Genomic DNA, 24,459 nt, shown 5'->3' with positions numbered 1-24,459 from the left:
GGTGCCTACGTGCCCACGGGGTGCCAGACGGTCTTGATCTCGGTGAACGCGCGCAGGCGCTGCAGCCCGGGTTCGCCGGTCCAGTCGGGTTCACCGCGGACCGGCAGCACCCGTTTGACGGTGTCGGCGGCCGAGCGCGCGAGCTCCCCGCGCAGCTCCGCCGGGGCACCGGTCGGGTCCAGGGCGTTGACGTCGGCGTGCGAGGCCAGCCACGGGCCGAGCTCGGCGGCCCGCCCGGTCAGCAGGTTGACGACCCCGCCGGGCACGTCGGAGGTCGCCAGCACCTCGGCGAAGGTGATCGCGGGCAGCGGCCGCTCCCCGGAGGTCACGACCACGCAGGTGTTGCCCGCCGCGATCACCGGGGCGATGACGCTGACCAGCCCCAGCAGCGAGGACTCCTGCGGCGCGAGCACCCCCACGACACCGGTCGGCTCCGGCGTGGAGAACGAGAAGTACGGTCCCGCAACCGGGTTCGACGCTCCCAGCACTATCGCGATCTTGTCGGTCCAGCCCGCGTACCAGACCAGCCGGTCCACCGAAGCGTCCACACCGGACAGCGCGGTGTCGCGCGAAACCCCTTCTGCAGCAGCCACTTCGGCGGCGAACTGCTCGCGGCGGCCCTCCATCACCTCGGCGATGCGGAACAGCACCTGACCCCGGTTGTAGGCGGTGGCGCCGGACCAGCCGCCGAAGGCCTTGCGGGCCGCGGACACCGCGTCGCGCACGTCCTTGCGGGAGGCGTGCGCGACGTTGGCCAGGAACTCCCCGTTGGCAGAGGTCACGGCGAACACCCGTCCCGACTCGGAGCGCGGGAACGCGCCACCGATGTAGAGCTTGTACGTCTTGGCAACCGCGAGTCGGCTGTGCACGTCAGACATCGAGGTACGCCTCCAAACCGGCCCGGCCGCCCTCGCGGCCGAACCCGGACTCCCGATAACCGCCGAACGGCGCGGCCGGGTCGAACCGGTTGAACGTGTTGGCCCACACCACGCCCGCGCGCAGCTTCTCCGCCGCCCACAGGACGCGCGAGCCCTTCTCCGACCAGATCCCCGCCGACAGCCCGTAGGGCGTGTTGTTGGCCTTGGCGATCGCCTCGTCCGGCGTGCGGAAGGTGAGCACCGACAGCACCGGGCCGAAGATCTCCTCCCGCGCGATCCGCATCGACTGCTGCACCCCGGAGAACACCGTGGGCGCGAAGAAGAAACCGCGTTCGGGCAGCTCACAAGGGCTGCTCCAGCGCGTGGCGCCCTCCGCCTCGCCGCTGGCCGCCAGCTCGGTGATCGTGCCGAGCTGCTCGGCGGAGTTGATCGCGCCCACGTCGGTGTTCTTGTCCAGCGGATCGCCCACGCGCAAGGTGCTCACCCGCGCCCGCAGCCTCTCCAGCAGCTCCTCGGCGATCGTCTCCTGCACCAGCAGCCGCGACCCCGCGCAGCACACGTGGCCCTGGTTGAAGAAGATGCCGGTGACGATGCCCTCGACCGCCTGGTCCAGCGGCGCGTCGTCGAAGACGATGTTGGCGGCCTTGCCGCCCAGCTCCAGCGTCAGCTTCTTCCCGGTCCCGGCCAGCGTCCGCTGGATCTGCTTGCCGACCTCGGTGGAACCGGTGAACGCCACCTTGTCCACATCGGAGTGACCCACCAGAGCGGCCCCGACGTCGCCGGCGCCCGGCACGATGTTGACCACGCCCGGCGGCAACCCGGCCTGCCGGCACAGGTCGGCGAAGACCAGCGCGCTGAGCGGAGTCGTCTCAGCGGGCTTGAGCACCACGGTGTTCCCGCAGGCCAGCGCGGGCGCGATCTTCCACGCCAGCATGAGCAGCGGGAAGTTCCACGGGATCACCTGACCGGCCACGCCCAGCGGCTTCGGGTCCGGCCCGTACCCGGCGTGGTCGAGCTTGTCGGCCCACCCGGCGTGGTGGAAGAAGTGCGCCGCCGCGGTCGGGATGTCGACGTCGCGGGACTCCTTGATGGGCTTGCCGTTGTCGAGGGTCTCCAGCACCGCCAGCTCGCGGCCGCGCTCCTGGATGAGCCGCGCGATCCGGAACAGGTACTTCGCCCGCTCGGTGCCCGGCAGCCTCGACCACACCTGGTCGTAGGCGCGGCGAGCTGCGGCGACCGCCCGGTCGACGTCGCCGAGGTCGGCGGAGGAGACCTCGGCGAGGGTTTCCTCGGTCGCCGGGTTGAGGGTCTTGATGGGCTTACCGCCGCCGTCGACGAACTCGCCGTCGACGAACAGCCGGTAGTTCGGCTTGAGGTCGGCGAGCTCGCGCGACTCCGGCGCGGGCGCGTACTCCCAAGGGCTGGTCATCAGTCCACCGCCACGTGTTCGGGGCCGCTGTAGTGGCCGTCGAGCTGGGTTCGCCGCTGCATCAGCAGGTCGTTGAGCAGGCTGGACGCCCCGAACCGGAACAGCTCGGGGGTGAGCCACTCGGGTCCGGCGACCTCGTTGACCGCCACCAGGTAGCGGATCGCGTCCTTGGTGCTGCGGATGCCGCCCGCGGGTTTCACGCCGCGCAGCTCACCGGTCGCGTCCCGCCAGTCGCGCACCGCCTGCAGCATCAGGTGCGTGACCGGCAGCGTCGCGGCGGGGGAGACCTTGCCGGTGGAGGTCTTGATGAAGTCGCCCCCGGCCAGCAGCGCCAGCCACGAGGCCCGGCGCACGTTGTCGTAGGTGGCGAGCTCCCCGGTTTCGAGGATGACCTTCAGGTGCGCGTCGCCGCAGGCTTCCTTGACGGCCTGGATCTCGTCGAAGACCTGCCCGTAGCGCCCGGCCAGGAACGCGCCCCGGTCGATGACCATGTCGATCTCGTCGGCCCCGGCCGCCACGGCGTGCTCCACGTCGGCGAGCTTCACGGCCCGCGCCGCCCGCCCGGACGGGAACGCGGTCGCCACCGACGCCACGCGCACCCCCGACCCGCCGAGCTCCGCGACGGCGGTGGCGGCCAGATCCGAGTACACGCACACGGCCGCGACCGGCGGAACCCCGTCCCACCCCGGATCGGGCCGGCGCGCCTTGGCGCACAACGACCGCACCTTGCCCTCGGTGTCGGCGCCCTCCAGCGTCGTCAGGTCCACCATCGAGATCGCGATGTCGATGGCCCGCAGCTTCGAGTCCTTCTTGACGCTCCGAGTCCCCAACCCGGCGGCCCGCTGCTCCAACCCCACCTGATCCACACCGGGAATCCCGTGCAGAAACCGACGCAACGACCGGTCATCCCGGGCAGCGTCCTCAAGACCAAAAGGCATCCAAGCCATACCCGCAGTCTAGGCACGCCACCCGGCGCTGACGCTCCCCGAAACCCCAACTCGCGCGAACTCGCCACATCACCCGATTTGCTGATCATCAGGCGTCCCAGGTACCCCGGGATTTGTCGTCCCACTGCTGTAAACCGAGTTTCGGCAACTGCCGGACCCGATTGCGGATCAGAGGTCGCGTGATGTCAGCTGTGGAGGAGTTGCGGGCCGGGATCAGCCTGGCAAGTGAGCAGGGCCGAGACGCTGTCGCGTCGCTTGACAAGGCCATCTCGAAACTCGAAACGACCTGGAAGTCGCTCGCTGTCGTCACTCGGGGTGCGGCGCAGGACGACGTGATGGCGGTGCCCGATGGGCTCAGGAAATCGATCAGCTCGTTGACGAATGCGCGCAGCATGATCGTCAGCAGTATCAGTGCATCGGAGTGTTGGGCCGACCGCTTGTGAGCGCGTTGGAGGAGTTGCTGGCCTCACTTCGCGAGATCGCTGATCAACTGGAGTCGGCGCGTGCCGACATGTCAGCGGGGATGGACAGCTGGGCTGAACGTGCGGCCACGCTGGAATGGTGGCTCACGGGAACGAATGATCCAGACGCCCTGGATGTCTTGGCGCAGCAGCCCGTGACAACGGACGCCCTGCGAACGTCGTGGGAAGCGGTGGACCTGACCGTCGCTGTGATCGAGGACTACATAGGTCGTCTGGAAGCTGTCGAATCACCGAGTTCCAGCGCTGCCAGTGGAAATTCAACGAGTGGCGATGACCAGGCTGCTCAACCGTCGATGACGGCGCCCGATGGCAGTCGGTATCCGCGGGCGGTCGGCTGGGCGGTTGACGTGATGCCGCGACGCGTGCGGGAAGGTCAGGGGGACAGGACGGTCGGCTACGCCGATGGCGCTGTTGGCCAGCCCTTCACCTCGGGGCACGATCAGACGTGGACCCCCTTGATCTTGGAACGGGCCCGTGCGGTGGGATTGCCCGCTCGGTTTGCGGGACTGCTGGGTTCGCACGTGGAAATGAAGGTCGCGACCGCGATGATCCAACGCGGTCGCAGGCACAGCGAACTGGTGATCAACCACGTTCCGTGTGGTTCGCAGGCCGGCCAGCGACCAGGGTGTCACCAAGCGCTGGAGAAGTATCTGCCTGAAGGGCACACTCTTACCGTCCACGGCACTACGCAGGGCGGCGAGCCGTATTCGCACACCTATCACGGAAGGGCACAGCGATGACGTCACCGGCCGTGCCGGAGGTTCTGCGGACGCAGTTCTTCACGGTCTCGTCAGGTCTGGACGCCGATGAGTTGTTCCAGCTCATGCGCGACTTCGAAGCGAGTCGCGAGGGGCACGCCTCCGGGTTGTGCTGGGAGATCACCGCAGACCCCGACGACTGGGGGGCGGACTGCCTGGTGGTGGGCGTGCGCGGAGACGTCGGCGCGCTGGAGTGGTACGGCGCCACCAGCTGCGTCCCGGCGAGCGACCTCAACGCCGACGGCGTCGAGTACTACACGTTCGACGGTCACGTGCGGGCCGTTCATCCCGGGGCCGAGGTCGATGTCGAGACGGTCCGCCGTGCCCTGCGCGAGTTCCTGACTACCGGTGAGCAGCCGACATCCGTCGCATGGCGAGAGTTCGACCCCTACCAGCTCTGATGCGCTCGCGGCGTCGGCGCGGTGTCTCGCGTCGGGACAGTTTTTGCCAGAACTACCCATGATCAACATCCGTTTTGCCCGGACAGTTATGGCAAAAACTGCCCCTTGCCGAGACGCGCTCAAGCGCAGCCCCAGCTCACCCCCGGTCGCGAAGCCCGAAAACGAAGTCCTGCCACCGCTCCCGGCTGAAGGCGAGCGTGCCCCCGGATCGGTCCTTGGTGTCGCGGACCCCGACGAGCTCGGTCGTGACGGCGACCTCGACGCAGTAGGAGTTGTCCGAGCTGTGTGAGGACTTCTGCCAGGCAGCGTCGAATAAGACGTGCTGTTTGTCGTCACTCATATTTTCGACTGTAGCTGTGCGCTATCCCCGAGTGAACTCCTTCCCAAGAACCCGAGACCGCCTCCACCCGCCCCCGTCCTGTGGCTGACAGCGGAGCTCGGGGGCGTGTTCAGCGGGAGAGGATTTTGGTGAGGGCTGCTTTGAGGTCTGCTCGCGTGCCGGGGCCTGGGGAGCGCCAGGCGATGACGAAGTCGGGGCGAATCAGCGAAGCGCCTTCGGGTGTGACGCCGTAGGGCTTGGTCCAGTCGCCGGTGAGGTCGTCGCCGAGGAGCAGGGGAGTCAGGCGCACGCCGAGATCGGCGGCGACGTCGCGGGCTGCTTCGGCCCAGCTCTGCGACTCGGTCAGCAGGACGAAACCCCGGCCGAAGTGGTCGATCGTGGAGACGCGTCCGTCCGGTGTGGACAGCCAGACGTGCGGCGCTCGCGACCCGGGGCGGCCCGTGGGGCGTGTGGGCTCTTCCAGCACCTCACCGTCGTCGTCGGGTTCGCGGACGACCGCGCCCGGGTGCCGGTGCCCGAACAGGAGCAGGCCGGGTTCCTCGATCGGCGGTTCCTGATCGGGTTCGGCCCACTCGGGCGCGTTGCGCACCACCGCGTTCCGGTACTGGTTCTCCGCGATCAGCTCACCGATCGGCCTGCGCTCCTCGTCGTGGCTGGCCAGCAGGCCCGGTCCCGCCTCACCGCGCAGCACGGCGGCGAGCTTCCACGCCAGGTGGAAGCCGTCCATCATCGCGGTGTTGCCGCCCATCCCGCCCTGCGGCGGCATGGTGTGCGCGGCGTCGCCGACCAGGTGCACGCGGCCTGCCGAGAAGCGGTCGGCGACCCGCACCGACGCGACCGTCGTGTCGGCGTTGAGGATCTCCGCGCGCAGGTCCGGAGCACCCGCGATGAGACGGATCTGCTCCAGGGCGCGATCCGGCGTGAAGTCGGCCAGGCTCTCGCGCTCCGGGTCGTACCCCACACCGACGAGGAACTCGTCGGGCGCATCGGTGCTGGCCAGGACGCCGGTTCCGCCGGACAGGCGAGGGTTCTGCATGTAGTACATGACCTGCCGCTCGCCCACGACATGACGCAGGTCGGCGCGCACCAGCCAGAGGATCGTGTGCCCGAGGGTTCCGCGCCCGTGCGTCCCGATTCCGGCGGTCTCGCGGACCGGGCTGCGCACTCCGTCCGCCCCCACCAGGTGGTCCGCGCGGATCTCGCGGGTGCCTCCGGAATCGCGCAGCAGCGCGCGCACCCCGTGCTCGTCCTGCTCGAAGGACTCCAAGGTGGTCGCGAACCGGACCTCCCCGCCGAGTTCGCGTGCGCGGGCGAGCAGGATCCGCTCCGCGCTCGCCTGGCTCGCGTCCGCCGAGCGCGCCGGGGTGAGGTGGTCGAGCTTCAGGTAGGTGTCGTGCAGGATTTCGCGGAACACCGGGCCGGCGGCGCTCTCGACGATCCGCAGCACGAATCCGCGGCTCTTCGGGGATGCCGCCACGAACTGCTCGTCGATGCCGGCGAGTCGCATCGTTTCCATGACGTGAGGTTGTTGTCCGCGTGCCTTCGGCTGCACCGACGTGCTCGCGTGCCGCTCGACCACGAGCGCGGGCACGCCGTGCAGCCCGAGGAAGACCGCGGTGGAAAGGCCGGACAATCCCGCGCCCGCGATCAGGACCGGTACTCGATCACTCATGACGCCCCCAGTGCGAACGGTGTTCGTCGCTTACGAACACCGTTCTACTCACGAACACTGTTCGCGTCAAGTACGGTGTTCGCATCGCGAAGTGGAGGTCATCGGATGTCGATCCCCGTTCCGCCGTGGCAGCAACGAGCCGCGAGGGAGCGTTCGGCCAGGCGACCTCTGAGCCTGGACCTGATCGTGCGCACCGCCCTGGAACTGCTCGAGACCGACGGGCTCGACGCCGTCAGCATGCGCAAGGTCGCGCAGCGCCTCGGGACCGGCGCGGCGTCCCTCTACGCCTACGTGAACAACAAGGACGAGCTCCACGAGCTGATGCTCGATCTCGTCATCGGTGAGATCAGCGTTCCCGACCCCGACCCGGCGAACTGGCGGCAGCAGATCAAAGACCTGATCAACAGGCAGGTCGAGGTCCTGGCCGCGCATCCGGGCATCGCGCGGGTCGTGCTGCGCACGCCGGCACCCACCGGCCCGAACGCGCTCGCCGTCACCGAGGCCATGCTGTCGATCCTGCGAGCGGCCGGTTTGCCCGATCGCGCCGTGGCGTTCGCGGTGGACATCCTCGCGTTGTTCGCCACGGCGGCGGCGATGGAGCTCAGCGCCGACTTCGGGCTCACCGACGAGCAGCGCGACGAGCGGATCAGCCAGGTCGAGCAGTACTTCGCGTCGCTGCCCGAGGACCGCTTCCCGACCCTGGTGTCGATGCTCCCGGTGCTGTCCCAGGGGGATTACCGCGAGCGCTTCGACTTCGGCCTCGACCTCCTCCTCAACGGCCTCGCAGCCTGGAAACCGTGAAGGCGCGGAAGCGCCGGTGGGAACTGCGCTCCGCGAGGAGCTCGAGGCCTTTGCGGGAGTCGCGCCCGTGGTGTGGGGTGGGGAAGTTTTCATGAAAACTTCGCCCCCGACCACGTCCGGGTGGGAGTTGGGGTGCTCGTTACTGGTGTTGGTCGTGGATGTTCGGGTCTTGGTCGGTCCGAGTGGGTTCAGCCGTCTGATTCGTCGAGCCAGTTCACCGACATAGGGCGATCAGCGGTGCGCAGGAACTCCGCGAGGACGTCGGTGAATCGCTCGATGCGCAGTCCTGAGCCGGGCGGGAAGTCTTCGTCGTCGAACTCGCAGCCCTCCGAGGCCGGGTCGCCTTCCGGATAAGCCTTGTCGCGGGTGGCGTCTTGGTAGGAGACATAACCGAATCCGTCGTGCACCGTGGCGTAGACGTCGTGGTCGAGCAATCCGTGCTCCGCATCCCACAACGGCCTGTCGCGGTGGATCAGCCGAGCCACGTCGGCGGCCTCGTCAGCGAGCAGCTCAACGAGCTCGTGGACCTGCTCGCGGTCGTTGACGAGCAGGCTCACGCCGCGTTCGTCACCATCCTCGGTGAACACAGCCCAACGGGCGTCGACGGTCATCGTTCCCCTTCCTCACCTCGGTAGAGCCTCCCATCCGGGCTGCTTCCGTCGGCCTCGCAGCGGTCGATCGCCTCGTTGAGGAACCCCGTCGCGGCGTGAATCTCGCTCAGTGCAGTCGCGATGGCCTGCCCGAGCATTTCCACGGCAGTTGCCAACGGCGTTCTCCTCGAACGGGCGGAGATGAGGATGCCGATCTTGGGGGTGGGGAAGTTTTCATGAAAAATTCCCCACCCCCACAACGACCGGCACCGGGTCGGGGTGTGCGACTGGGGACACGTTGGTGCAGGTCGGTGGGGCTGGGGTGGGGGTCGGTCGTTACTGTTGACGGTCATGGATGTTCGGGTTGTGGATCACCCCCTGGCGAAGTCGCGGTTGTCGACGATGCGCGATGCGCGCACCAACAGCGCCGCGTTCCGGGCCGCGTTGCAGGAGCTGACGCTCATGCTCATCTACGAGGCGACGCGGGAGGCCGAGCTGGCCGAGGAGCCGATCCACACGCCGGTCGCCAGGACCACCGGCTACCGGATCGCGAACCCGCCGCTGCTGGTGCCGGTGCTGCGGGCCGGGCTGGGCATGGCCGACCAGGCGCACCGGCTGATCCCCGAGGCGCAGATGGGCTTCGTCGGGCTCGCCCGCGACGAGGAGACGCTGCAGCCCACGCCCTACCTCGAGTCGCTGCCCGCCGACCTGACCGGCCGTCCGGTGCTGGTGCTCGACCCGATGCTGGCCACCGGCGGATCGATGGTGCACACCATCGAGCTGCTGGTCGAGCGGGGCGCCACCGACGTCACCGCGATCTGCACGCTCGCCGCGCCCGAGGGTGTCCGCCGCTTGGAGGAGGCGAGCCTGCCGGTGCGCGTGGTGACCGCGAGCATCGACGAGCGGCTCAACGAGTCCGGCTTCATCGTGCCCGGCCTCGGCGACGCCGGAGACCGCGAGTACGGCGCCGTCTGAACCAGCCCGTCTGAGGCTCCCCGTGTCAAAAACCCCGGTTTTCGCGCGACGAAAACCGGGGTTTTCGATCGGGTGACCGGGGTGGAGCTGGGGTTTCCGGGGGCTTCGCAACCGGTGCGGAGTTTCGGCGCAACGTGAAGTTCAAGACCAGTTCGGGCGTTTGCGCAACACCCCTTTGCCCCTTTCGTGGCAGTCTGAGGTCGTGGTTTCACCGCGAAGACACGCCAAGGGCTGGTCCTGGGGGCTCGGTGCGGTCGCCGCCGGGGTGCTGATCCGCAGCGCGCGGACGCTGCGTCAGACGCGCGCGGTCGTCCCGCTGCGCGAACCCCGCAGCGGGGCGGTCGCCCCGCCGAAGGTCACCGTCGTCGTCCCGGCCCGCAACGAGGCCGCCGTGCTCGCCGACTGCCTGGACTCGATCACCGCCCAGACCCACGGCACGGGTCACGAGGGGCTGCTGCGGGTCGTCGTGGTCGACGACGGCTCCACCGACGGGACCGGCGACATCGCGCGCGAGGTGGCCCGGCGCGACCCGCGCGTCGTGCCGATCCGGGTGGACTCGCCGCCGCCCGGCTGGGGCGGCAAGGTGCACGCGATGCACGTCGGCGTGGAGGCGGCCGGTCCGCCGGAGGCCGGGGAGTGGCTGCTGTTCCTCGACGCCGACACCGTCGCCGACCCCGAGCTGCTCAGCCGCCTGCTGGCCACCGCCGACGCCGTCGAGGCCGACCTCGTCTCGACCCCGGGAGGCCCGCCCGCGCGGCACTCGGCGACGTGGCCGCTGCTCATGCCGCCGGGGCTCCAGCTGATCGGCGAGAACGCCTCGCCCGACGGCCGCGGCCGCAAGGCCTTCGCCATCGGGCACTGCATCCTGGTGCGCCGCTCGCACTACGAGAAGGTCGGGGGCTGGGCGGCGTTCGCCGCGATCCGCAACGAGGACGTCGCGATCGCCACCGCCGTGCGCGACCACGGCGGCACCACCCGCACCGTCGACGGGCTGGACCACCTCCGCACCAGCGGGATGGACCCGTTCGAGCAGGGCTGGGCGTCGTTCCGGAAGAGCTTCGTGGCCGGCACCAGGGGGTCGGCGCCGACGCTGGCGGCGATCGGCCTCGGCCAGATCGCGATGTCGGTGGCGGCGCCGCTGGCGGTGCTGGTGGGGCGCGAGCGGCGGCCGGTGCTGACGGCGCTGGGGGTGCTCGGCTGCGTCGCGCAGGGCGCCGCGCACGCCGCGACGGCCCGGTTCATGCGCTCGAACCCGGAGCTCGCGCCGCTGGCCCCGGTCAGCGGGACCCTGTTCGGCGTGCTGCTGCTCGACGGCGCGGTCCGCGCTCATCGCGGCCGTGACCAGTGGAAAGGCCGTCGGTCGACGTTCCAGAAGTGAGGCCCGGCCGGGGAGTCCGGCCGGGCCTGTCGCGTTCTTGAGGTGTCGAGCGGTCAGCCGACCGAGCCGCCCTGCAACCTGCGCATGGCGATCGGCGCGCCGGCCAGGTCTTCCTCGTTGCACATCAGCTTCAGGTCGTAGTACGGGGCGCCGTCCCGGTCGTCGTAATCGAGATGCACTGCGATCACGTCGATGGGTTCCCCGAGCCAGTTCTGGGCTTCGCGAAGCCACTTGGCGGATCGTTCCAAGGCCGCCGGCAGGTCGTCGTCGCGGAACTCGACCGGCCGGTAGGGAACGCCCTGAACCTGGTCATGATCACCAGGGGGCTTGGGGAGATCCACGGAGACGCCGGAGTCATCGAGTTCGAGTCGGATCGTTTCCTCACTCACTGTCGCAGGGTAACGCGTTCGGGACCGGAAATGCTGCTGGAGGTCCTCGACGATTCGCTGAGCGGCTCTCGTGCCCGATTACGATGAGCGAAGGTGCGGGGCGCCCCGAACATCGCACGTGATGAGGGAAGGCGGGCTCTGTCCGGGGCGCCCCGCCGTCGCCGAGGGGCGCGCCCCGACGACACGATCAGGTTACTCGAAACAGGCCGACCAAGATCAACTGGGTGGTCTCGGGACCAGCTACGGCATGAGGCCCGCGGCGAGCGTCGCGCCCAGTTCCCAGCAGGACTCCAGATCCGCCTTCTCCGGCGTGCCCAGGACGATCGCCGGCTCGGCGGCCTGCTGCCAGCCCAGGCCGGTGGTGATCGAGCCGATCGCGCGCTGCGCGCCCTCGACGCCCTCGTTGCCGTGCACGAAGTAGCCGAACGGTCGCCCGATCGTGGTGTCCAGGCACGGGTAGTAGATCGTGTCGAAGAAGTGCTTCAGCGCGCCCGAGATGTAGCCGAGGTTGGCAGGCGTGCCCAGCAGGTAGCCGTCGGCCTCCAGCACGTCGGAGGCCGTGGCGCCCAGCGCCGGACGCCGCCGCACCTCGACGCCCTCGATCTCGTCGGTCGTCGCACCCGCCACCACCTGCTCGAACATCGCCTGCATCCCCGGCGACGGCGTGTGGTGCACGATCAACAGCGTCGGCATCTACTCCTCCACCAGGGCCGTCACGGCCCGCGTCAGCTCCTCCAGCCGGTCCGCGCCGCGCTGCTTGGCCTGCGCCAGCGGCAGCTCGCCGACCCGCTCGACCACCTGCAGGTAGCACTTGAGCTTCGGTTCCGTCCCGGACGGGCGGATCACCACCCGCAACCCGCCGTCACCGGTGAGCACCAGCGCGTCGGTGTCCGGCAGCAGGTCGCGCACCGCGACGGTGACCCCCGACAGCTCCGACGGCGGCCGCTCGCGCAACCGGCGCATGATCCGCGGGATCACCGCCAGGTCCGCCACCCGCACCGACACCTGCCCGGTCGCGTGCACGCCGTGCTCGGTGGACAGCTCGTCGAGCAGGTCCAGCAGGTGATCGCCCGAGGCCAGCAGGCTCGCCGTCAGGTCGCAGGCCAGCACCGCCGCCGAGATCCCGTCCTTGTCGCGCACCCGGTCCGGGTCGACGCTGAGCCCCAGCGCCTCCTCGTAGGCGTAGACCAGACCGGTGCCCTCGCCGTCGCCCGCGCGCACCAGCCACTTGAACCCGGTCAGCGTCTCGTCGTAGCGGACGCCGAACTCCGCGGCGATCGACCGCAGCATGCTGGAGGACACGATCGTCGTCGCCACCAGCGGATCCGGCGCCGACTCGTCCAGAGTGGACAGCACGTGCCAGGCCAGCAGGACCCCGGTCTCGTCGCCGCGCAGCATCCGCCACGAGTCGCCCTCGCGCACCCCCAGCGCGCAGCGGTCGGCGTCCGGGTCCAGGGCGATCGCCAGGTCCGCGTTGATGTCGGAGGCCAGCTGCAGCAGCTCGTCGGTGGCGCCCGGCTCCTCCGGGTTCGGGAACCCCACCGTCGGGAAGTCCGGGTCCGGGTCGGACTGCGAGGCCACGAAGTGCACGTCGTCGAAACCCGCGCGCTGCAACGCCCTTCGCAGCGCCTTCGCCCCGACGCCGTGCAGCGCCGTGGCCGCCACCCGCACCTCGCGGTCACCGCCGCGCGGCAGCGCCGACACCCGCGCCAGGTAGTCGTCCAGAGCGGACTCCAGCTGCGTCCAGTTCCGCTTGCGCGACACCGCGTTCGCCGCGGGCGTCTTCGCGATCGCCGCCTCGATCTCGGTGTCGGCCGGACCCACCAGCTGGATCCCGCCGCCCAGGTAGAGCTTGTATCCGTTGTCCTGCGGCGGGTTGTGCGAAGCGGTGATCTGGATGCCCGCCACCGCCTCCAGCGCGCGGGTGGCGTGCGCGAGAACCGGCGTCGGCAGCGGCTCCGGCAGCATCCGCACGTCGAACCCGGCCGCCGAGAGCACTCCCGCCACGTCGTGGGCGAAGTCCTCCGAACCGTGCCGCGCGTCGCGGCCCACCACCACGATCCCGCCGCCGAGACCCTGCTGGACCAGCCAGCTCGCGACCCCGGCGGTGGTGCGCACGACCGCCGCGCGGTTCATGCCGTTGGCGCCCGCGCGCACCGGCGCCCGCATCCCCGCGGTGCCGAAGCGCGGCATTCCCGACATCCGGTCCGCCAGCTCGGGCGAGTCGAGAAGTCCCCTCAGCTCGTCCTGAGCCTGCGGATCGACGTCGTCGGCGATCCACTGCTCCGCGGCAGCCCGAACGTCCGGCTGGGTCACGCCTCCTCCAGCAACGACCGCAGCAAGCGGCCCATCCGCGACGCCGAGACCCGGCCCGCCTCCAGCACTTCCTCGTGGTTGAGCGGCTGCCCGCTCAGGCCCGCGGCCAGGTTCGTCACCAGCGACAGGCCGAACACCTCGGCGCCCAGCGAGCGGGCGGTGATGGCCTCCAGGACCGTCGACATGCCCACCAGGTCCACGCCCAGCGAGCGCAGCATCCGGATCTCGGCCGGGGTCTCGAAGTGCGGTCCCGGCAGTCCCGCGTAGACGCCCTCCTGCAGCGAGGGGTCGATGCCCCGCGCCAGCTCCCGCAGCCGCGGCGAGTACAGGTCGGTGAGGTCCACGAAGTTCGCGCCCACCAGCGGGGACCTGGCCGTCATGTTGATGTGGTCGCTGATCAGCACCGGCTGCCCGACCTGCATGCCCTCGCGGATGCCGCCCGCGGCGTTGGTGAGCACCACGCTCCGGCACCCGGCGGCGACCGCGGTCCGCACGCCGTGCGCGACCGGCTCGATGCCGTGGCCCTCGTAGAGGTGGGTGCGGCCGAGCATCACCAGCACGCGCTTGTCGCCCACCGGCACCGAGCGCACCTTGCCGGTGTGGCCGACGGCGCCCGGCTTGGCGAAGCCCGGCAGCTCGTCCATGCCGATCTCGGCGTCCGGCGTCCCGATCTCGTCGGCGGCCGGCTGCCAGCCGGAACCCAGGACGACGACCAGGTCGTGGCTGTCGGCACCGGTGAGCTCGGCCAGCTTCGCCGAGGCCTCGTGAGCGGTGGCGGTCGGGTCGGTGATGTTCGTAGCGGTCACGGCCGGGCAGCTTAGTCTCTCCGCATTTCCCACGCGTGCTCGTCCGGTGTCCGGAGCGGGAACTCGTCAGGCACCCGGCACGAACGTCGGGACGACGCGATCCAGCAGCGTCTGGGCCATCGCCACCTGATCCGCGGGCCCGGTCACCCGGACGATCCACAGGTCGTCGCCGGAGCGCTGCAACGACGCCGCGCTGTAGCGCTCGATCTCCTTGGCGGGGCCGGTCAGCAGCTGGTGCGCGCGCGTCACGTAGGACACCCGGCGGGCGTCGCCGTCGGGGTGGAACGGCGAGCTGAGCGTGACGTCCGACGTCGGACCGCCGAGCGTGGCACCGATCTTGGCCTCGTAGTCGTCCATCGTGCCGCCGTCGGCGAAGTAGTCGCCGTAGCGCTGCACCGCGACCTCGCTGGTGCCGTCACCGGAGATGAACGCGACCACCGAGTTGTTCGCCAGGTCGTTGCGCTCGCTCTGGAACGGCTGCCAGCCCGACGGCACCGAGATGGCGAACTCGCCGCCGTTGGGAGCCGAGGTGTGCTTGGCCTCCTGCTCGGTCGGCGCCAGCGGCGGCAGCGACACGGCGGGAGCCGTCGGCGTCCCGGCGCCGTCGCCGGGCAGCAGCGGTGCGCCGACCAGCAGCCGGGTCGCCGCGAACGACCCCACCATCGCGCCCGCGAACAGCACCAGGGCGGCCATCACCAGCGCGACCGTCCGAAGCGGACGCCGCCGCGGCTTCGGCGGGTCGTGCAGCGTGAACGGCGGCGGTCCCGGGTCGGCGGCCAGCGGCGCGGGCGCCGGCGGCACCGACGGCTGGGACTGCGCCGACGGCATCGGCTGGGACGGGTGCGAGGGCTGGGCGGTGTGCTGCTGCACCCGCTGCCGCACCCGCACCGTCGGCGAGTCGGGGTTGAGGACCGTCGCGAACGGCCGCGCTCCCGGTTCCGGCAGCAGGTGCTGCAACCGGCGCCGCACCTCCGTCAGCGGCAACCGCTGCGCCGGGTCCTTGACCATCAGCGCCCGGATCACGTCACCCACCACGCCCGGCCGGTGCAGCACCGGGACGGGGCCGCGCACCACCTCGGTGACCGTCGCCAGCGGGTCGTCGCCCACGTCGTAGGGTGGGCGGCCCTCGGCCGCGGCGAACAGCGTCGCGCCCAGGCCCCACAGGTCCGCGGCGGCGGTGACGTCCTCGCCGGCCGCGACCTCCGGGGCGATGTAGGCGGGAGTGCCCAGCAGGATCCCGGTGTTGGTGAGGGTGTGCTCGGCGACGTTGCGGGAGATGCCGAAGTCGCTGACCTTCAACCGGCCGTCGTCGCCGATGAGCACGTTGCCCGGCTTGACGTCGCGGTGCACGATCCCGGCCCGGTGCGCGGCGTCGAGACCGGCCGCGACGCCGTCGGCGATCACCGCCAGCTGCGTGTCGTCGAGCGCCCCGTGGTCGTCGAGGATCGCCGCCAGGCTCTGCGACGGGACCAGCTCCATCACCACGAACGGCTCGGCCTGCTCGCGCGCGACGTCGTAGAGCGTCACCACGTTGGGGTGGGACAGCACCGCGATGGCGCGAGCTTCGCGCAGGGCGCGCTCGCGCAGCTCGGCGGCCTCCTCCTCGGGCATGCCCGGAGCGAGTCGGACCTCCTTGACGGCCACCGGGCGCTGCAACAGCTCGTCGGTGGCGTACCACACGGTGCCCATCGCGCCGCCGCCGAGCTTGCGCTCGATCCGGTAGCGGCCCGCGATCAGCCGGCCGATGCCGGCGAGGGTGTCATGGTTGTCGGTGGGCACGGCCTCATCTTCCACCTTCGGTCCGGCGGCCGGGGCCGGAACGGATCAAAGGCCCTCGAAAACCCCTCGACGACGGGATTGATCGTCCAGGTCGGAACGTGATGTTACGCCACGTGAAGAATCCCACTCGAACCGTCGCGCGCCCGAACCCTTCGAGACGCGAACATCATTTCGGTGCAACGAAAAACCGCCTCCCAGCGGCCTCGATGCCGTTCGCGGCGGTGTTGGCGCGTAACCCCCTACTGCGGATAGGTTGTCACCGGTCGGACCTTCCGGACATCCGCGACCTCTGATCACCACCTGATCGCGGTCGCGGTGCGCGCTCCGCGCGGGTGGCGAATGATCGGGCGGGTCCGGGCCGGCACGACAACCGCGGTGTGGAGGAGGTGCTTTGTTCGGCTTCGTCGTCGCGCACCTGGTGGTGGCCGTACTCCTGCCGCTGGTGGCCCGTCGCAGCACCCGCGCCGCGTTCTTCATCGCCGCGATCCCGCCCGCCGCCGCGGCGGTCTGGCTGCTCGCCCGCACCCCGCAGGTGCTCGCCGGCGGCACGATGACCGAAACCGTGCCGTGGGTCCCGCTGATCGGCCTGAACTTCGGCTTCCGCCTCGACGCCCTGTCGCTGGTCATGACCGTCCTGGTCTGCGGTCTCGGCGTGCTGGTGCTGATCTACGCCGACTCCTACTTCGCCCGCGGGCGCGGTGACGCGCGGCGATCCGCGCCGCTGCTGCTGGCCTTCGCCGGGGCGATGCTCGGCCTCGTCGTCGCCGACGACCTCACCACGGTCTACGTCTTCTGGGAGCTGACCACCGTCTGCTCCTTCCTGCTCGTCGGGCAGGCCGGCATCAGCCGCGAGTCCCGCCGATCCGCGCTGCAGGCGCTGATGATCACCAGCCTCGGCGGTCTGGTGATGCTGCTCGGCTTCGTCGTGCTCGGCGAATCCGCGGGCACCTACCGCATCTCCGAGCTCGCCGCGCACCCGCCGTCGGGCACCGCGATCTCGGTGGCCGCCGTGCTGATCCTCGTCGGTGCCTTCACCAAGTCCGCGCAGCTGCCGTTCCACAACTGGCTCCCCGCCGCGATGGTCGCGCCCACCCCGATCAGCGCGTACCTGCACGCCGCGTCGATGGTCAAGGCCGGCGTCTTCCTCGTCGCCCGGCTCGGCCCGGTCTTCGGGGCGCTGCCCGAGTGGCGCTACCCGACCGTCGTGCTCGGGCTGGCCACCATGCTCTTCGGCGGCTGGCGGGCGCTGCACGAGTACGACCTGAAGAAGCTGCTGGCCTACGGCACCGTCAGCCAGCTCGGCTTCCTCATGGTGCTCTTCGGCGAGAGCAGCCACGACGCCGCGCTCGCCGGGGCGACCATGCTGCTCGGGCACGGCCTGTTCAAGGCCACCCTGTTCCTGGTCGTCGGCATCATCGACCACCAGGCGGGCACCCGCGACCTCCGCAAGCTCTCCGGCCTCGGCAAGAAGCAGCCGTGGCTGGCGGTGACCGCCGGGCTGGCCGCCGCCTCCATGGCCGGACTGCCGCCGATGCTCGGCTTCCTCGGCAAGGAAGCCGCTTTCGGCGCGTTCCTCACCGGACCCTCCGGCGTCGCCGTCGACGTGGTGCTGGTCATCGGCTCGATGCTCACCGTCGCCTACAGCCTGCGCATGTGGTTCGGCGCCTTCGCCACCAAGCCCGACCTCGCACCGACCTTCATCAAGCCCACCGCGCTGCAGGCGCTCCTGCCCGCCGCGCTGCCCGCCTTCGCCGGGGTCGTGCTGGGCGTGGCCTACCCGCTGACCCACGAGCTCGCCGACGGCTACGCCCGCTCCTACGACTCGCCGGGCGAACCCGCCGAGCTCGCCCTCTGGCACGGGTTGAGCTTCCCGCTGGTCATGTCGGTGCTGGCGGTCGCCGGTGGTCTGCTGCTGCACCGGGTCCGCACCCCGCTGACCGCGTGGCGCACCCGAATCCCCAAGCCGCTCAACGCCCAGCGCGGCTACGAGCGCATCACCGCGCTGCTGGAGCGCGTCGCGGTCGCCGTCACCGCGCGGCTGCAGGTCGGTTCGCTGCCCACCTACCTCGGGATCATCCTGGTCACGGTCGTGGCGATTCCCGGATCGGCGCTGCTGGTCTCCTTCACGACGCCGAACGACCTGCGCGGTTACGACAACCTCATGCAGATCCCGCTGGGACTGGGCGTGGTCGTGGCCGCCCTGGCCGTGCTGCGCGCGCACCGCAGGCTCACCGCGGTGCTGCTGGTCGGCGTCGTCGGCTACGGCATCGGCGGACTGTTCATCGTGGACGGTGCCCCCGACCTCGCGCTCGCCCAGTTCCTGGTCGAGACGCTGACCGTGGTGGCCTTCGCGTTCGTGCTGCGGCGCCTGCCGGAGCGCTTCTCCGAGGCCGACACCGCCAAGTCCATCCGCATCCCCAAGGCGGTCATCGCCACCGTCGCCGGGGTGTTCGTCTCGCTGGCCGCGATCGGGTTCAGCTCCGTCCGGCACGCCCCGCCCGAGGCCAGCGAGTACTTCATCGCCCACGCCGAGAAGGGCGCCGGGGCCACCAACATCGTCAACTCGATCATCGTGGACTTCCGGGCCTTCGACACCGTCGGTGAGATCTCGGTCCTCGCGGTCGCGGCCACCGGCGTCGCCAGCCTGATCCTGGCGTCCCGCCACGAGCGCAGGCGCCGCGAGCAGCAGGAGGTGCGCAAGTGAGCCCGACGACCCCACGTTCCTGGACGAACTGGGACGCGCCCACCGAGCGCTGGCTGCTGTCCGGTTTCCGCCGCGAGGGCCAGGCCCGCTCGGTGCTGCTGGAGCTGGCCGCGCGCATCGTGTTCCCGACCGTGCTGGTGCTGTCGATCTACCTGCTGTTCGCCGGGCACGACCGCGCGGGCGGCGGGTTCACCGGCGGCCTGGTGGCCGGGCAGGCGTTCCTGCTGCGCTACCTCGCCGGTGGCCGGATGGACGACAGCGCCGTGGTGTCGATGCGCCCGCCCGTGCTCATCGGGCTGGGCCTGACGCTGGCCTGCGCCGCCGCGTTCCTGCCGCTGCTGTTCGGCGGCCAGCTGCTGGAGACCGCGATCTACAAGTTCACCGTCCCGCTGCTCGGCGAGATCAAGTTCGTCAGCAGCGTCATCCTCGACACCGGCGTGTTCCTGCTCATCGTGGGCGTGGTGCTCGACCTGCTGCGCACGCTGGGATCGGGGATCGAGACCGACGCCGACGCGGCGGCCAGGGGACGCCGATGACGATCAACCTGATGCTGGCCGCGGTCATCGCGGTGCTGTACTCGGTGGGCTTCTACCTGCTCATGCAGCGATCCCTGATGCGGATCCTGCTGGGCATCGTGGTCCTCGGCCACGGCTCGAACCTGCTGCTGCAGACCGCCGGAGGCCCGCCCGGACGCGCACCCATGCTCACCACCGCGCTGCCCGAGGAGATGACCGATCCGCTGCCGCAGGCCATGGCGCTGACCGCCATCGTGATCACCTTCGCGCTCACCACGTTCCTGCTCGCGCTGGCCTACCGCTCGTGGACGCTGCTGGGCCACGACGAGGTCCGCGACGACGTCGAGGACCGCCGGATCCAGCGCCTGGAGAAGCGCATGGAGTCCGATGAGGACGCCGGCGAGGAAGCCGAAGGGGACGAACCGGCGAAGGAGGCAGCCCAGTGACGGTCCTGGTCGCCCTGCCGGTCCTGCTGCCGCTGACCGCCGCCGGGCTCTCGCTCGCCCTCGGCCGCTTCGCCGACCTGCAGCGGCTCCTCGGCCTGCTGGTGCTCGGCGTGATCATCGCCGACGCGGCGGTGCTGCTCTACGTCTCGGACCAGAGCGGTCCCGTCGTGCTGCAGATGGGCGCCTGGCCCGCGCCGTTCGGCATCACGCTCATCGCCGACCGGCTCTCCGCGCTGCTGCTGCTGGTGTCGTCGGTGGTGACCTTCGCGGTGCTGATCTACTCGATCGGCCAGCGCATCACCGACTACGGCCGGGAGCGCTCCAGCACGACCTTCCACCCGATGTACCTGATGCTGTGCGCGGGCGTGTCCCTGGCGTACCTCACCGGCGACCTGTTCAACCTGTTCGTCGCCTTCGAGATCATGCTCAGCTCGTCGTACGTGCTCATCACCCGGCGCACCACGGCCACCCGGGTGCGCGCGGGCATGACCTACACGATCGTCAGCCTCGCCTCGTCGCTGCTGTTCATCACCATGATCGCGCTGGTCTACGCCTCGACCGGCACGGTCAACCTCGCCGACCTGGGCGGCAAGGTCGCCGAGCTGCCGCAGGGCCTGCAGGTCGCGCTGGCGCTGCTGGTGGTGATCGTGTTCGGCGTGAAGGCCGCGATGGTGCCGCTGCACTTCTGGCTGCCGGACAGCTACCCGACCGCGCCCGCACCGGTCACCGCCGTGTTCGCCGGGCTGCTGACCAAGGTCGGCATCTACGCGCTGATCCGCACCCAGACGCTGGTGTTCGCGCACTCCGAGAGCTGGAACCTGATGCTGATCATCGCGCTGGTCACGATGATCGTCGGCGCGCTCGGTGCCCTCGCCCAGAACGACCTCAACCGGCTGCTGTCGTTCCTGCTGGTCAGCCACATCGGCTACATGCTGTTCGGGCTCGGCGTCTACGACGTCATCGGCCTGACCGGCGTGATCCTCTACGTCGTCCACCACATCACGGTGCAGGCCACGCTGTTCCTGGTCAGCGGTCTGATCACGCGGCACAGCGGCACCGTCGCGCTGACCCGGATGGGCGGGATGGCCAAGGCGACGCCGATGATCGCGGTGCTGTTCGCGCTGCCCGCGCTGAGCCTGGCCGGGGTGCCGCCGTTCTCCGGGTTCGTCGCCAAGCTGGCGCTGCTGCAGGCCGGTGTCGGCAGCGGCACCATTACCGGCTTCGCCGTGACCGCGGGCGCGGTGCTGACCAGCCTGCTGAGCCTGTACGCGATGGCGCGGGTGTGGACGCGGGCGTTCTGGGGGCAGGTCAAGGCACCGGCTCCCGACCCGGACCCGACCGACGAGCTGGTCGTGGGCACCGCGAGCTCCAACCGCCCGATGCTGGCCGCCACCGGGGTCCTGGTGGTCGCGAGCCTGGTGATCGCGCTGGTCGCGGGCCCGCTCGGGGAGATCGCGGGCCGCGCCGCGGGCGACCTGATGCACGGCGAGACCTACCGGACCGCGGTGCTGGGAGGTGGTTCCGGTGGGTGAGCGGATGACCCGCCGCAGGCGCTTCGTGCGGCGGCTGCCCCTGGTGTGCTGGCTGACGGTGGTGTGGGTGCTGCTGTGGGGCAGCTTCGACCTCGGCACCCTGTTCTTCGGCGTCCTGGTGGCGCTGCTGGTGACCTCGCTGTTCCCGCTGCCGATGATCCGCACCGGGATGGTGCTGCGCCCGCTGCCGCTGCTGCGGCTGGCCGCCTACCTGGCCTGGGACCTGGTGATCTCCACGATCCGGGTGGCCTGGCAGGCGGTGGCCCACCGGCGCGGCACGACCGCGGGCATCGTGGCCACCACGCTGCACGCCGACTCCGACCACCTGATCGCGATCGTGGCCAGCGCGGTGTCGCTGGCACCGGGCAAGTTCGTGCTGCAGATCGACCGCGCCGAGCTCACCTGCTACGTCTACGCGATGGGCATGCGCCCCGGCGACGAGGAGTCGGTGCGCCGCGAGGTGCGGTTCCTGGAGCGGCTGGTCGTCGAGGCGGTCGGGTCCACCGCGCAGCGGGACCTGGTCAGGGGGAGTGCGGGATGAGCTGGGTGTTCGCCGTGACCTTCGCGCTGCTGGGCGCGGCCGGGCTGCTGGTGGTGGTCCGGTTGCTGCGCGGCCGGACCACGTTGGACCGGATCGTGTCGGTCGACGTGCTGGTGACGCTGATCGTGGCGGGCAGCTGCGTGGGCATGGGCCTGCAGCAGGACGGGTCGAACATCGCGCTGCTGGCGGCGTTCGCGCTGCTGGCCTTCATCGGGTCGATCAGCACGGCCAAGTTGATCGAGAAGAAGGAGCCGTACCGATGAGCTTCCCGGACGTCTTCTCCGCGATCTGCCTGATCGGCGGGGCGCTGTCCTGCCTGTTCGGCGCGATCGGTCTGCTGACCTTCCCGGACGTCACCGCGCGGCTGCAGGCGGCCACGAAACCGCAGACGCTGGGCCTGATCCTGATCCTCATCGGAACGGGCGTGCAGCTGGATCTGGCCTACGCCACCGGTTTGATCCTCGTCGGACTGTTCCAGATGCTCACCGCTCCGGTGATGGCGCAACTGGTCGGTCGTGCCGCCTACCGCACGGGAAGCGTCGAGCGGGACACATTGATCATCGATGAACTCGGCCATCGAATCGATCGGGAACCGAAGGGTCGCTGAACCGGCGGTTGTCGCCGCGCGGTCGTTCTAGGACTGTCCTCAGAGGTGCCGGTCGCGCAGTCGACCCCGTCCACTGGCGACGCGCGTTCGATATGATCGACTCCGACCGGAACGAGTGACCCTCGATGGGGTCGCTTCGGCAGGGCCCGGATGTGTCGGTTCACCGGCGCGACGCGAAGGATGTGGAGCCATCATGTGGGGGATCGGCCGCCTGCTCGCAGGAGTCGCGATCGCGTTATCCCTGCTGTTCACGCCGCTGACCGCGGAGGCTCCGGCGGAAGCGGCACCGGTCGCGGTGGTGGCTCAGCAGCCGACGCCGGAGGCGCCCGCCCCGGAGCGCGAGACCGACGCCGAGCGCAACCAGCGGACCGCGATGGGGGTCGCCGGTCTGGTGCTGATCGGGGTCGTGCTGCTTTCCCGCAAGCTCCGGAAGAAGCCGATGCTGTTCTTCGAGAAGAAGAAGTAGGGAATCCGAATAATAATTAGACCAGTGGGTCGGTTTTAGCGCTTTCTTTGCTATCAATTTCCGTCATGGACTAGACCTGGCGGCGAAGCTGTGGGATTTTCACACCGGATCGCGCGCGGACGCATTCCGTGCGCTTCTCGGGTGAGTAGCCCGCAAAGACGTGGGTCGGCACCGGGAAGCCCCCCGACCGGTGCCGGCCCACACCCCATTCCCGTTCCGCGACTGAAATGTCCGGGTTGACCAGCGGATTTCACCTCGCGCCCGGAATAACGGTGAATTCACCTTTTTCTGCCCAGCTGAAGTCCCGCCACCCGTTCGGCGCAGCAGGGCTACCGGTGGTCTCCACGAAGCGTGTTCGCCCCGCGTCGCCGTTCCGGCTGATGCAGGATGAACGCACATGCGTACCACCCCGCCCGAAGAGTCCGGCCCGTCCGGTTCCGCCGCCGCGCTCCGCGACCGCTGCCGCGACGTCGTGCGCCGGAACGAGGCGGCGCTGACCGGGCTCTCCCGCAGCATCCACGCCGAGCCCGAGACGGCCTTCGCCGAGCACCGCAGCGCCGCCAAGGTCGCCGATCTGCTCGCCGCGAGCGGCTTCACCGTCCGCACCCCGGTCGCCGGGCTCGACACCGCGCTGATCGCCGAGCGCGGCAGCGGTGACCTCGTCGTCGGCATCTGCGCCGAGTACGACGCGCTGCCGCAGGTCGGGCACGCCTGCGGGCACAACGTCATCGCCGCGGCCGCCGTCGGAGCCGCGCTCGCGCTGGCCGAGGTCGCCGACGAGGCCGGGCTGACCGTGCGGCTGCTGGGCACGCCCGCCGAGGAGACCGGCGGCGGCAAGGTCCTCATGCTCGAAGCCGGGCTCTTCGACGACGTCGCGCTGGCGCTGATGGTGCACCCCGGGCCGGAGGACGTCTGCCTGCCCAGCTCGCTGGCCATCACCGATCTCGAGGTCCACTACACCGGCCGCGCCGCGCACGCCGCGGCGGCGCCCGAACTGGGCCGCAACGCCGCCGACGCGCTCACCGTCGCGCAGGTGGCCATCGGACTGCTGCGGCAGCACCTCGAGCCGCAGCAGATGGTGCACGGTATCGTCACGGAGGGTGGTGCGGCGCCGAACATCGTGCCCGCGCGCACCGCGGCGGTCTACAACCTGCGTGCTGCTGAAGCGCGCTCCCTGCAGCGCCTGGAGAACCGCATCCGGGCCTGCTTCGAAGCGGGTGCGACGGCGACCGGATGTGCGCACGAGATCGTGCAGATCTCCCCGGTCTACGCGGAGCTCGCCTGCGACCACTGGTTGTCGGAGGAGTACCGTCGCGCGATCACCGATCTCGGGCGTGAACCGCTCGATCGGGGCACTGAACGAGGCCGGGTCATCGGCAGCACCGACATGGGCAACGTGACCCGGGTCTTGCCCGCGATCCATCCGATGATCGCGGTGGAATGCGGAGACGCGGTCAACCACCAGGCGGAGTTCGCCGCCGCCTGCGCCACGCCCTCGGCGGACCGAGCGGTCCTCGACGGGGCGGTGGCCATGGCCTGGACCGCGCTGGCGGCCGGGCTCGACGGCACGCAGCGCGCGCGGCTGCTCGCCGGGGTGGACGACCGCGCCCGGAATGGTTCGACCGAGCATTTCTGCACGTCGGGAGGCGTGGCGTGACCGTGGTGGATTCTCGTGGCCCGGAGCCGGGCCAGTTCCCGAACCGCGAA

General features: G+C 70.4%; 27 protein-coding genes. 15 read left to right on the top strand and 12 right to left on the bottom strand.

The genetic code is table 11. From position 1 onward, the window contains the following. Window positions 1–5: 5 nt before the first annotated feature. Genes BM424_RS04615 through deoC form a run of 3 tightly spaced genes read right to left on the bottom strand, consistent with a single transcriptional unit; the run spans window position 6 to window position 3,254 of the window. Window positions 6–878 (bottom strand): aldehyde dehydrogenase family protein, encoded by an 873-nt coding sequence (locus BM424_RS04615; protein WP_093413902.1) that lies wholly within the window; start codon window positions 876–878, stop codon window positions 6–8. Beyond that, a complete protein-coding gene (locus BM424_RS04610; protein ID WP_093413901.1) occupies window positions 871–2,307 on the bottom strand; it encodes an aldehyde dehydrogenase family protein in 1,437 nt (478 codons plus the stop codon). Before BM424_RS04610 ends, BM424_RS04615 begins: the two co-directional genes overlap by 8 nt. Further along, window positions 2,307–3,254 carry a deoxyribose-phosphate aldolase gene (gene deoC / locus BM424_RS04605; RefSeq protein WP_093413899.1) on the bottom strand — a complete coding sequence of 316 codons (948 nt, stop codon included), beginning with the start codon at window positions 3,252–3,254 and terminating at the stop codon, window positions 2,307–2,309. The genes BM424_RS04610 and deoC overlap by 1 nt, the downstream gene beginning before the upstream one ends. Before the next feature lie 182 nt (window positions 3,255–3,436). Here deoC and BM424_RS04600 point away from each other — a divergent pair, with 182 nt between their 5' ends. From BM424_RS04600 to BM424_RS04590, 3 genes are read left to right on the top strand one after another with little or no spacing between them, the layout of a single operon-like run. After that, a complete protein-coding gene (locus tag BM424_RS04600) occupies window positions 3,437–3,697 on the top strand; it encodes a hypothetical protein (protein ID WP_139273998.1) in 261 nt (86 codons plus the stop codon). 5 nt (window positions 3,698–3,702) lie between these two features. Continuing rightward, on the top strand, window positions 3,703–4,476 hold the full coding sequence (locus tag BM424_RS04595) for a DddA-like double-stranded DNA deaminase toxin (RefSeq protein WP_139273997.1): 774 nt from the start codon (window positions 3,703–3,705) through the stop codon (window positions 4,474–4,476). Then, a complete protein-coding gene (locus BM424_RS04590; protein WP_093413894.1) occupies window positions 4,473–4,895 on the top strand; it encodes an Imm1 family immunity protein in 423 nt (140 codons plus the stop codon). The genes BM424_RS04595 and BM424_RS04590 overlap by 4 nt, the downstream gene beginning before the upstream one ends. A 136-nt stretch (window positions 4,896–5,031) precedes the next feature. Here BM424_RS04590 and BM424_RS04585 read toward each other — a convergent pair whose 3' ends face one another. After that, window positions 5,032–5,235, bottom strand: a complete 204-nt coding sequence (locus BM424_RS04585) for a DUF397 domain-containing protein (protein WP_093413893.1) — start codon at window positions 5,233–5,235, stop codon at window positions 5,032–5,034. A gap of 109 nt (window positions 5,236–5,344) precedes the next feature. Then, window positions 5,345–6,907, bottom strand: coding sequence for an FAD-dependent monooxygenase (locus BM424_RS04580; protein WP_093413891.1), 1,563 nt, complete (start codon window positions 6,905–6,907; stop codon window positions 5,345–5,347). 105 nt (window positions 6,908–7,012) lie between these two features. Here BM424_RS04580 and BM424_RS04575 point away from each other — a divergent pair, with 105 nt between their 5' ends. Beyond that, window positions 7,013–7,708 (top strand): TetR/AcrR family transcriptional regulator, encoded by a 696-nt coding sequence (locus BM424_RS04575; protein WP_093413890.1) that lies wholly within the window; start codon window positions 7,013–7,015, stop codon window positions 7,706–7,708. Window positions 7,709–7,896: 188 nt separating this feature from the next. Here BM424_RS04575 and BM424_RS04570 read toward each other — a convergent pair whose 3' ends face one another. Continuing rightward, window positions 7,897–8,319: an Imm1 family immunity protein gene (locus BM424_RS04570; RefSeq protein ID WP_093413888.1), complete on the bottom strand. Its 423-nt coding sequence runs from the start codon at window positions 8,317–8,319 to the stop codon at window positions 7,897–7,899. Then, on the bottom strand, window positions 8,316–8,474 hold the full coding sequence (locus BM424_RS28695) for a hypothetical protein (protein WP_175547922.1): 159 nt from the start codon (window positions 8,472–8,474) through the stop codon (window positions 8,316–8,318). Before BM424_RS28695 ends, BM424_RS04570 begins: the two co-directional genes overlap by 4 nt. A gap of 175 nt (window positions 8,475–8,649) precedes the next feature. Between BM424_RS28695 and upp the strand changes: the two genes are divergently transcribed. Both upp and BM424_RS04560 read left to right on the top strand, forming a co-directional pair. Next, the gene (upp, locus tag BM424_RS04565; protein ID WP_093413886.1) at window positions 8,650–9,273 is read left to right on the top strand and encodes a uracil phosphoribosyltransferase; all 624 of its coding nucleotides are present in this window, start codon (window positions 8,650–8,652) and stop codon (window positions 9,271–9,273) included. A gap of 202 nt (window positions 9,274–9,475) precedes the next feature. After that, window positions 9,476–10,651, top strand: a complete 1,176-nt coding sequence (locus BM424_RS04560) for a glycosyltransferase family 2 protein (RefSeq protein ID WP_217649619.1) — start codon at window positions 9,476–9,478, stop codon at window positions 10,649–10,651. A 53-nt stretch (window positions 10,652–10,704) separates the two neighbouring features. Here BM424_RS04560 and BM424_RS04555 read toward each other — a convergent pair whose 3' ends face one another. The 5 genes from BM424_RS04555 to BM424_RS04535 form a co-directional block, all read right to left on the bottom strand. After that, a complete protein-coding gene (locus tag BM424_RS04555; RefSeq protein ID WP_093413884.1) occupies window positions 10,705–11,040 on the bottom strand; it encodes a hypothetical protein in 336 nt (111 codons plus the stop codon). Window positions 11,041–11,280: 240 nt separating this feature from the next. Then, window positions 11,281–11,733: a flavodoxin family protein gene (locus BM424_RS04550; protein ID WP_093413883.1), complete on the bottom strand. Its 453-nt coding sequence runs from the start codon at window positions 11,731–11,733 to the stop codon at window positions 11,281–11,283. Beyond that, complete coding sequence (locus tag BM424_RS04545) at window positions 11,734–13,356, bottom strand: phospho-sugar mutase (protein WP_093413881.1); 1,623 nt, start codon at window positions 13,354–13,356, stop codon at window positions 11,734–11,736. Beyond that, complete coding sequence (locus BM424_RS04540) at window positions 13,353–14,162, bottom strand: purine-nucleoside phosphorylase (protein ID WP_093413880.1); 810 nt, start codon at window positions 14,160–14,162, stop codon at window positions 13,353–13,355. Before BM424_RS04540 ends, BM424_RS04545 begins: the two co-directional genes overlap by 4 nt. A gap of 66 nt (window positions 14,163–14,228) precedes the next feature. Next, window positions 14,229–15,941 carry a serine/threonine-protein kinase gene (locus tag BM424_RS04535; RefSeq protein WP_093413878.1) on the bottom strand — a complete coding sequence of 571 codons (1,713 nt, stop codon included), beginning with the start codon at window positions 15,939–15,941 and terminating at the stop codon, window positions 14,229–14,231. A 391-nt stretch (window positions 15,942–16,332) separates the two neighbouring features. Here BM424_RS04535 and mbhE point away from each other — a divergent pair, with 391 nt between their 5' ends. From mbhE to BM424_RS04490, 9 genes are all read left to right on the top strand, one after another. Beyond that, window positions 16,333–18,645: a hydrogen gas-evolving membrane-bound hydrogenase subunit E gene (mbhE, locus tag BM424_RS04530; RefSeq protein ID WP_093413877.1), complete on the top strand. Its 2,313-nt coding sequence runs from the start codon at window positions 16,333–16,335 to the stop codon at window positions 18,643–18,645. Next, complete coding sequence (locus BM424_RS04525) at window positions 18,642–19,181, top strand: MnhB domain-containing protein (protein WP_093413875.1); 540 nt, start codon at window positions 18,642–18,644, stop codon at window positions 19,179–19,181. The genes mbhE and BM424_RS04525 overlap by 4 nt, the downstream gene beginning before the upstream one ends. Beyond that, on the top strand, window positions 19,178–19,606 hold the full coding sequence (locus BM424_RS04520) for a Na(+)/H(+) antiporter subunit C (protein ID WP_093413874.1): 429 nt from the start codon (window positions 19,178–19,180) through the stop codon (window positions 19,604–19,606). The genes BM424_RS04525 and BM424_RS04520 overlap by 4 nt, the downstream gene beginning before the upstream one ends. Beyond that, window positions 19,603–21,138, top strand: a complete 1,536-nt coding sequence (locus BM424_RS04515; RefSeq protein ID WP_093413872.1) for a Na+/H+ antiporter subunit D — start codon at window positions 19,603–19,605, stop codon at window positions 21,136–21,138. Before BM424_RS04520 ends, BM424_RS04515 begins: the two co-directional genes overlap by 4 nt. Then, complete coding sequence (locus BM424_RS04510) at window positions 21,131–21,679, top strand: Na+/H+ antiporter subunit E (protein ID WP_245775598.1); 549 nt, start codon at window positions 21,131–21,133, stop codon at window positions 21,677–21,679. The genes BM424_RS04515 and BM424_RS04510 overlap by 8 nt, the downstream gene beginning before the upstream one ends. Beyond that, window positions 21,676–21,942: an MrpF/PhaF family protein gene (locus tag BM424_RS04505; RefSeq protein WP_093413871.1), complete on the top strand. Its 267-nt coding sequence runs from the start codon at window positions 21,676–21,678 to the stop codon at window positions 21,940–21,942. Before BM424_RS04510 ends, BM424_RS04505 begins: the two co-directional genes overlap by 4 nt. Beyond that, entirely contained in the window at window positions 21,939–22,286 is a 348-nt protein-coding gene (gene mnhG / locus BM424_RS04500; protein WP_093413869.1) for a monovalent cation/H(+) antiporter subunit G, read from the top strand. The genes BM424_RS04505 and mnhG overlap by 4 nt, the downstream gene beginning before the upstream one ends. A 193-nt stretch (window positions 22,287–22,479) precedes the next feature. After that, window positions 22,480–22,752, top strand: coding sequence for a hypothetical protein (locus tag BM424_RS04495; RefSeq protein ID WP_093413868.1), 273 nt, complete (start codon window positions 22,480–22,482; stop codon window positions 22,750–22,752). Window positions 22,753–23,149: 397 nt separating this feature from the next. Then, complete coding sequence (locus tag BM424_RS04490) at window positions 23,150–24,409, top strand: M20 family metallopeptidase (RefSeq protein WP_093413866.1); 1,260 nt, start codon at window positions 23,150–23,152, stop codon at window positions 24,407–24,409. Window positions 24,410–24,459: the final 50 nt, after the last annotated feature.

The sequence above is a fragment of the Saccharopolyspora flava genome (assembly GCF_900116135.1).
GTDB lineage: Bacteria > Actinomycetota > Actinomycetes > Mycobacteriales > Pseudonocardiaceae > Saccharopolyspora > Saccharopolyspora flava.
Note: the sequence above shows the minus strand (reverse complement) of the source record. Positions and strands in the feature narration are given on the sequence as shown.

What these genes read in the sequence shown, in the direction of transcription:
- BM424_RS04575 (WP_093413890.1), top strand. Translation starts at nt 7,013, where the DNA reads ATGTCGATCCCCGTTCCGCCGTGGCAGCAACGAGCCGCGAGGGAGCGT.
- upp (WP_093413886.1), top strand. Translation starts at nt 8,650, where the DNA reads ATGGATGTTCGGGTTGTGGATCACCCCCTGGCGAAGTCGCGGTTGTCG.
- deoC (WP_093413899.1), bottom strand. Translation starts at nt 3,254, where the DNA reads ATGGCTTGGATGCCTTTTGGTCTTGAGGACGCTGCCCGGGATGACCGG.
- BM424_RS04505 (WP_093413871.1), top strand. Translation starts at nt 21,676, where the DNA reads ATGAGCTGGGTGTTCGCCGTGACCTTCGCGCTGCTGGGCGCGGCCGGG.
- BM424_RS04490 (WP_093413866.1), top strand. Translation starts at nt 23,150, where the DNA reads ATGCGTACCACCCCGCCCGAAGAGTCCGGCCCGTCCGGTTCCGCCGCC.
- BM424_RS04600 (WP_139273998.1), top strand. Translation starts at nt 3,437, where the DNA reads ATGTCAGCTGTGGAGGAGTTGCGGGCCGGGATCAGCCTGGCAAGTGAG.
- BM424_RS04580 (WP_093413891.1), bottom strand. Translation starts at nt 6,907, where the DNA reads ATGAGTGATCGAGTACCGGTCCTGATCGCGGGCGCGGGATTGTCCGGC.
- BM424_RS04590 (WP_093413894.1), top strand. Translation starts at nt 4,473, where the DNA reads ATGACGTCACCGGCCGTGCCGGAGGTTCTGCGGACGCAGTTCTTCACG.
- BM424_RS04585 (WP_093413893.1), bottom strand. Translation starts at nt 5,235, where the DNA reads ATGAGTGACGACAAACAGCACGTCTTATTCGACGCTGCCTGGCAGAAG.
- BM424_RS04615 (WP_093413902.1), bottom strand. Translation starts at nt 878, where the DNA reads ATGTCTGACGTGCACAGCCGACTCGCGGTTGCCAAGACGTACAAGCTC.
- BM424_RS04495 (WP_093413868.1), top strand. Translation starts at nt 22,480, where the DNA reads ATGTGGGGGATCGGCCGCCTGCTCGCAGGAGTCGCGATCGCGTTATCC.
- BM424_RS04570 (WP_093413888.1), bottom strand. Translation starts at nt 8,319, where the DNA reads ATGACCGTCGACGCCCGTTGGGCTGTGTTCACCGAGGATGGTGACGAA.
- BM424_RS04550 (WP_093413883.1), bottom strand. Translation starts at nt 11,733, where the DNA reads ATGCCGACGCTGTTGATCGTGCACCACACGCCGTCGCCGGGGATGCAG.
- BM424_RS04520 (WP_093413874.1), top strand. Translation starts at nt 19,178, where the DNA reads ATGACGATCAACCTGATGCTGGCCGCGGTCATCGCGGTGCTGTACTCG.
- mnhG (WP_093413869.1), top strand. Translation starts at nt 21,939, where the DNA reads ATGAGCTTCCCGGACGTCTTCTCCGCGATCTGCCTGATCGGCGGGGCG.
- BM424_RS04610 (WP_093413901.1), bottom strand. Translation starts at nt 2,307, where the DNA reads ATGACCAGCCCTTGGGAGTACGCGCCCGCGCCGGAGTCGCGCGAGCTC.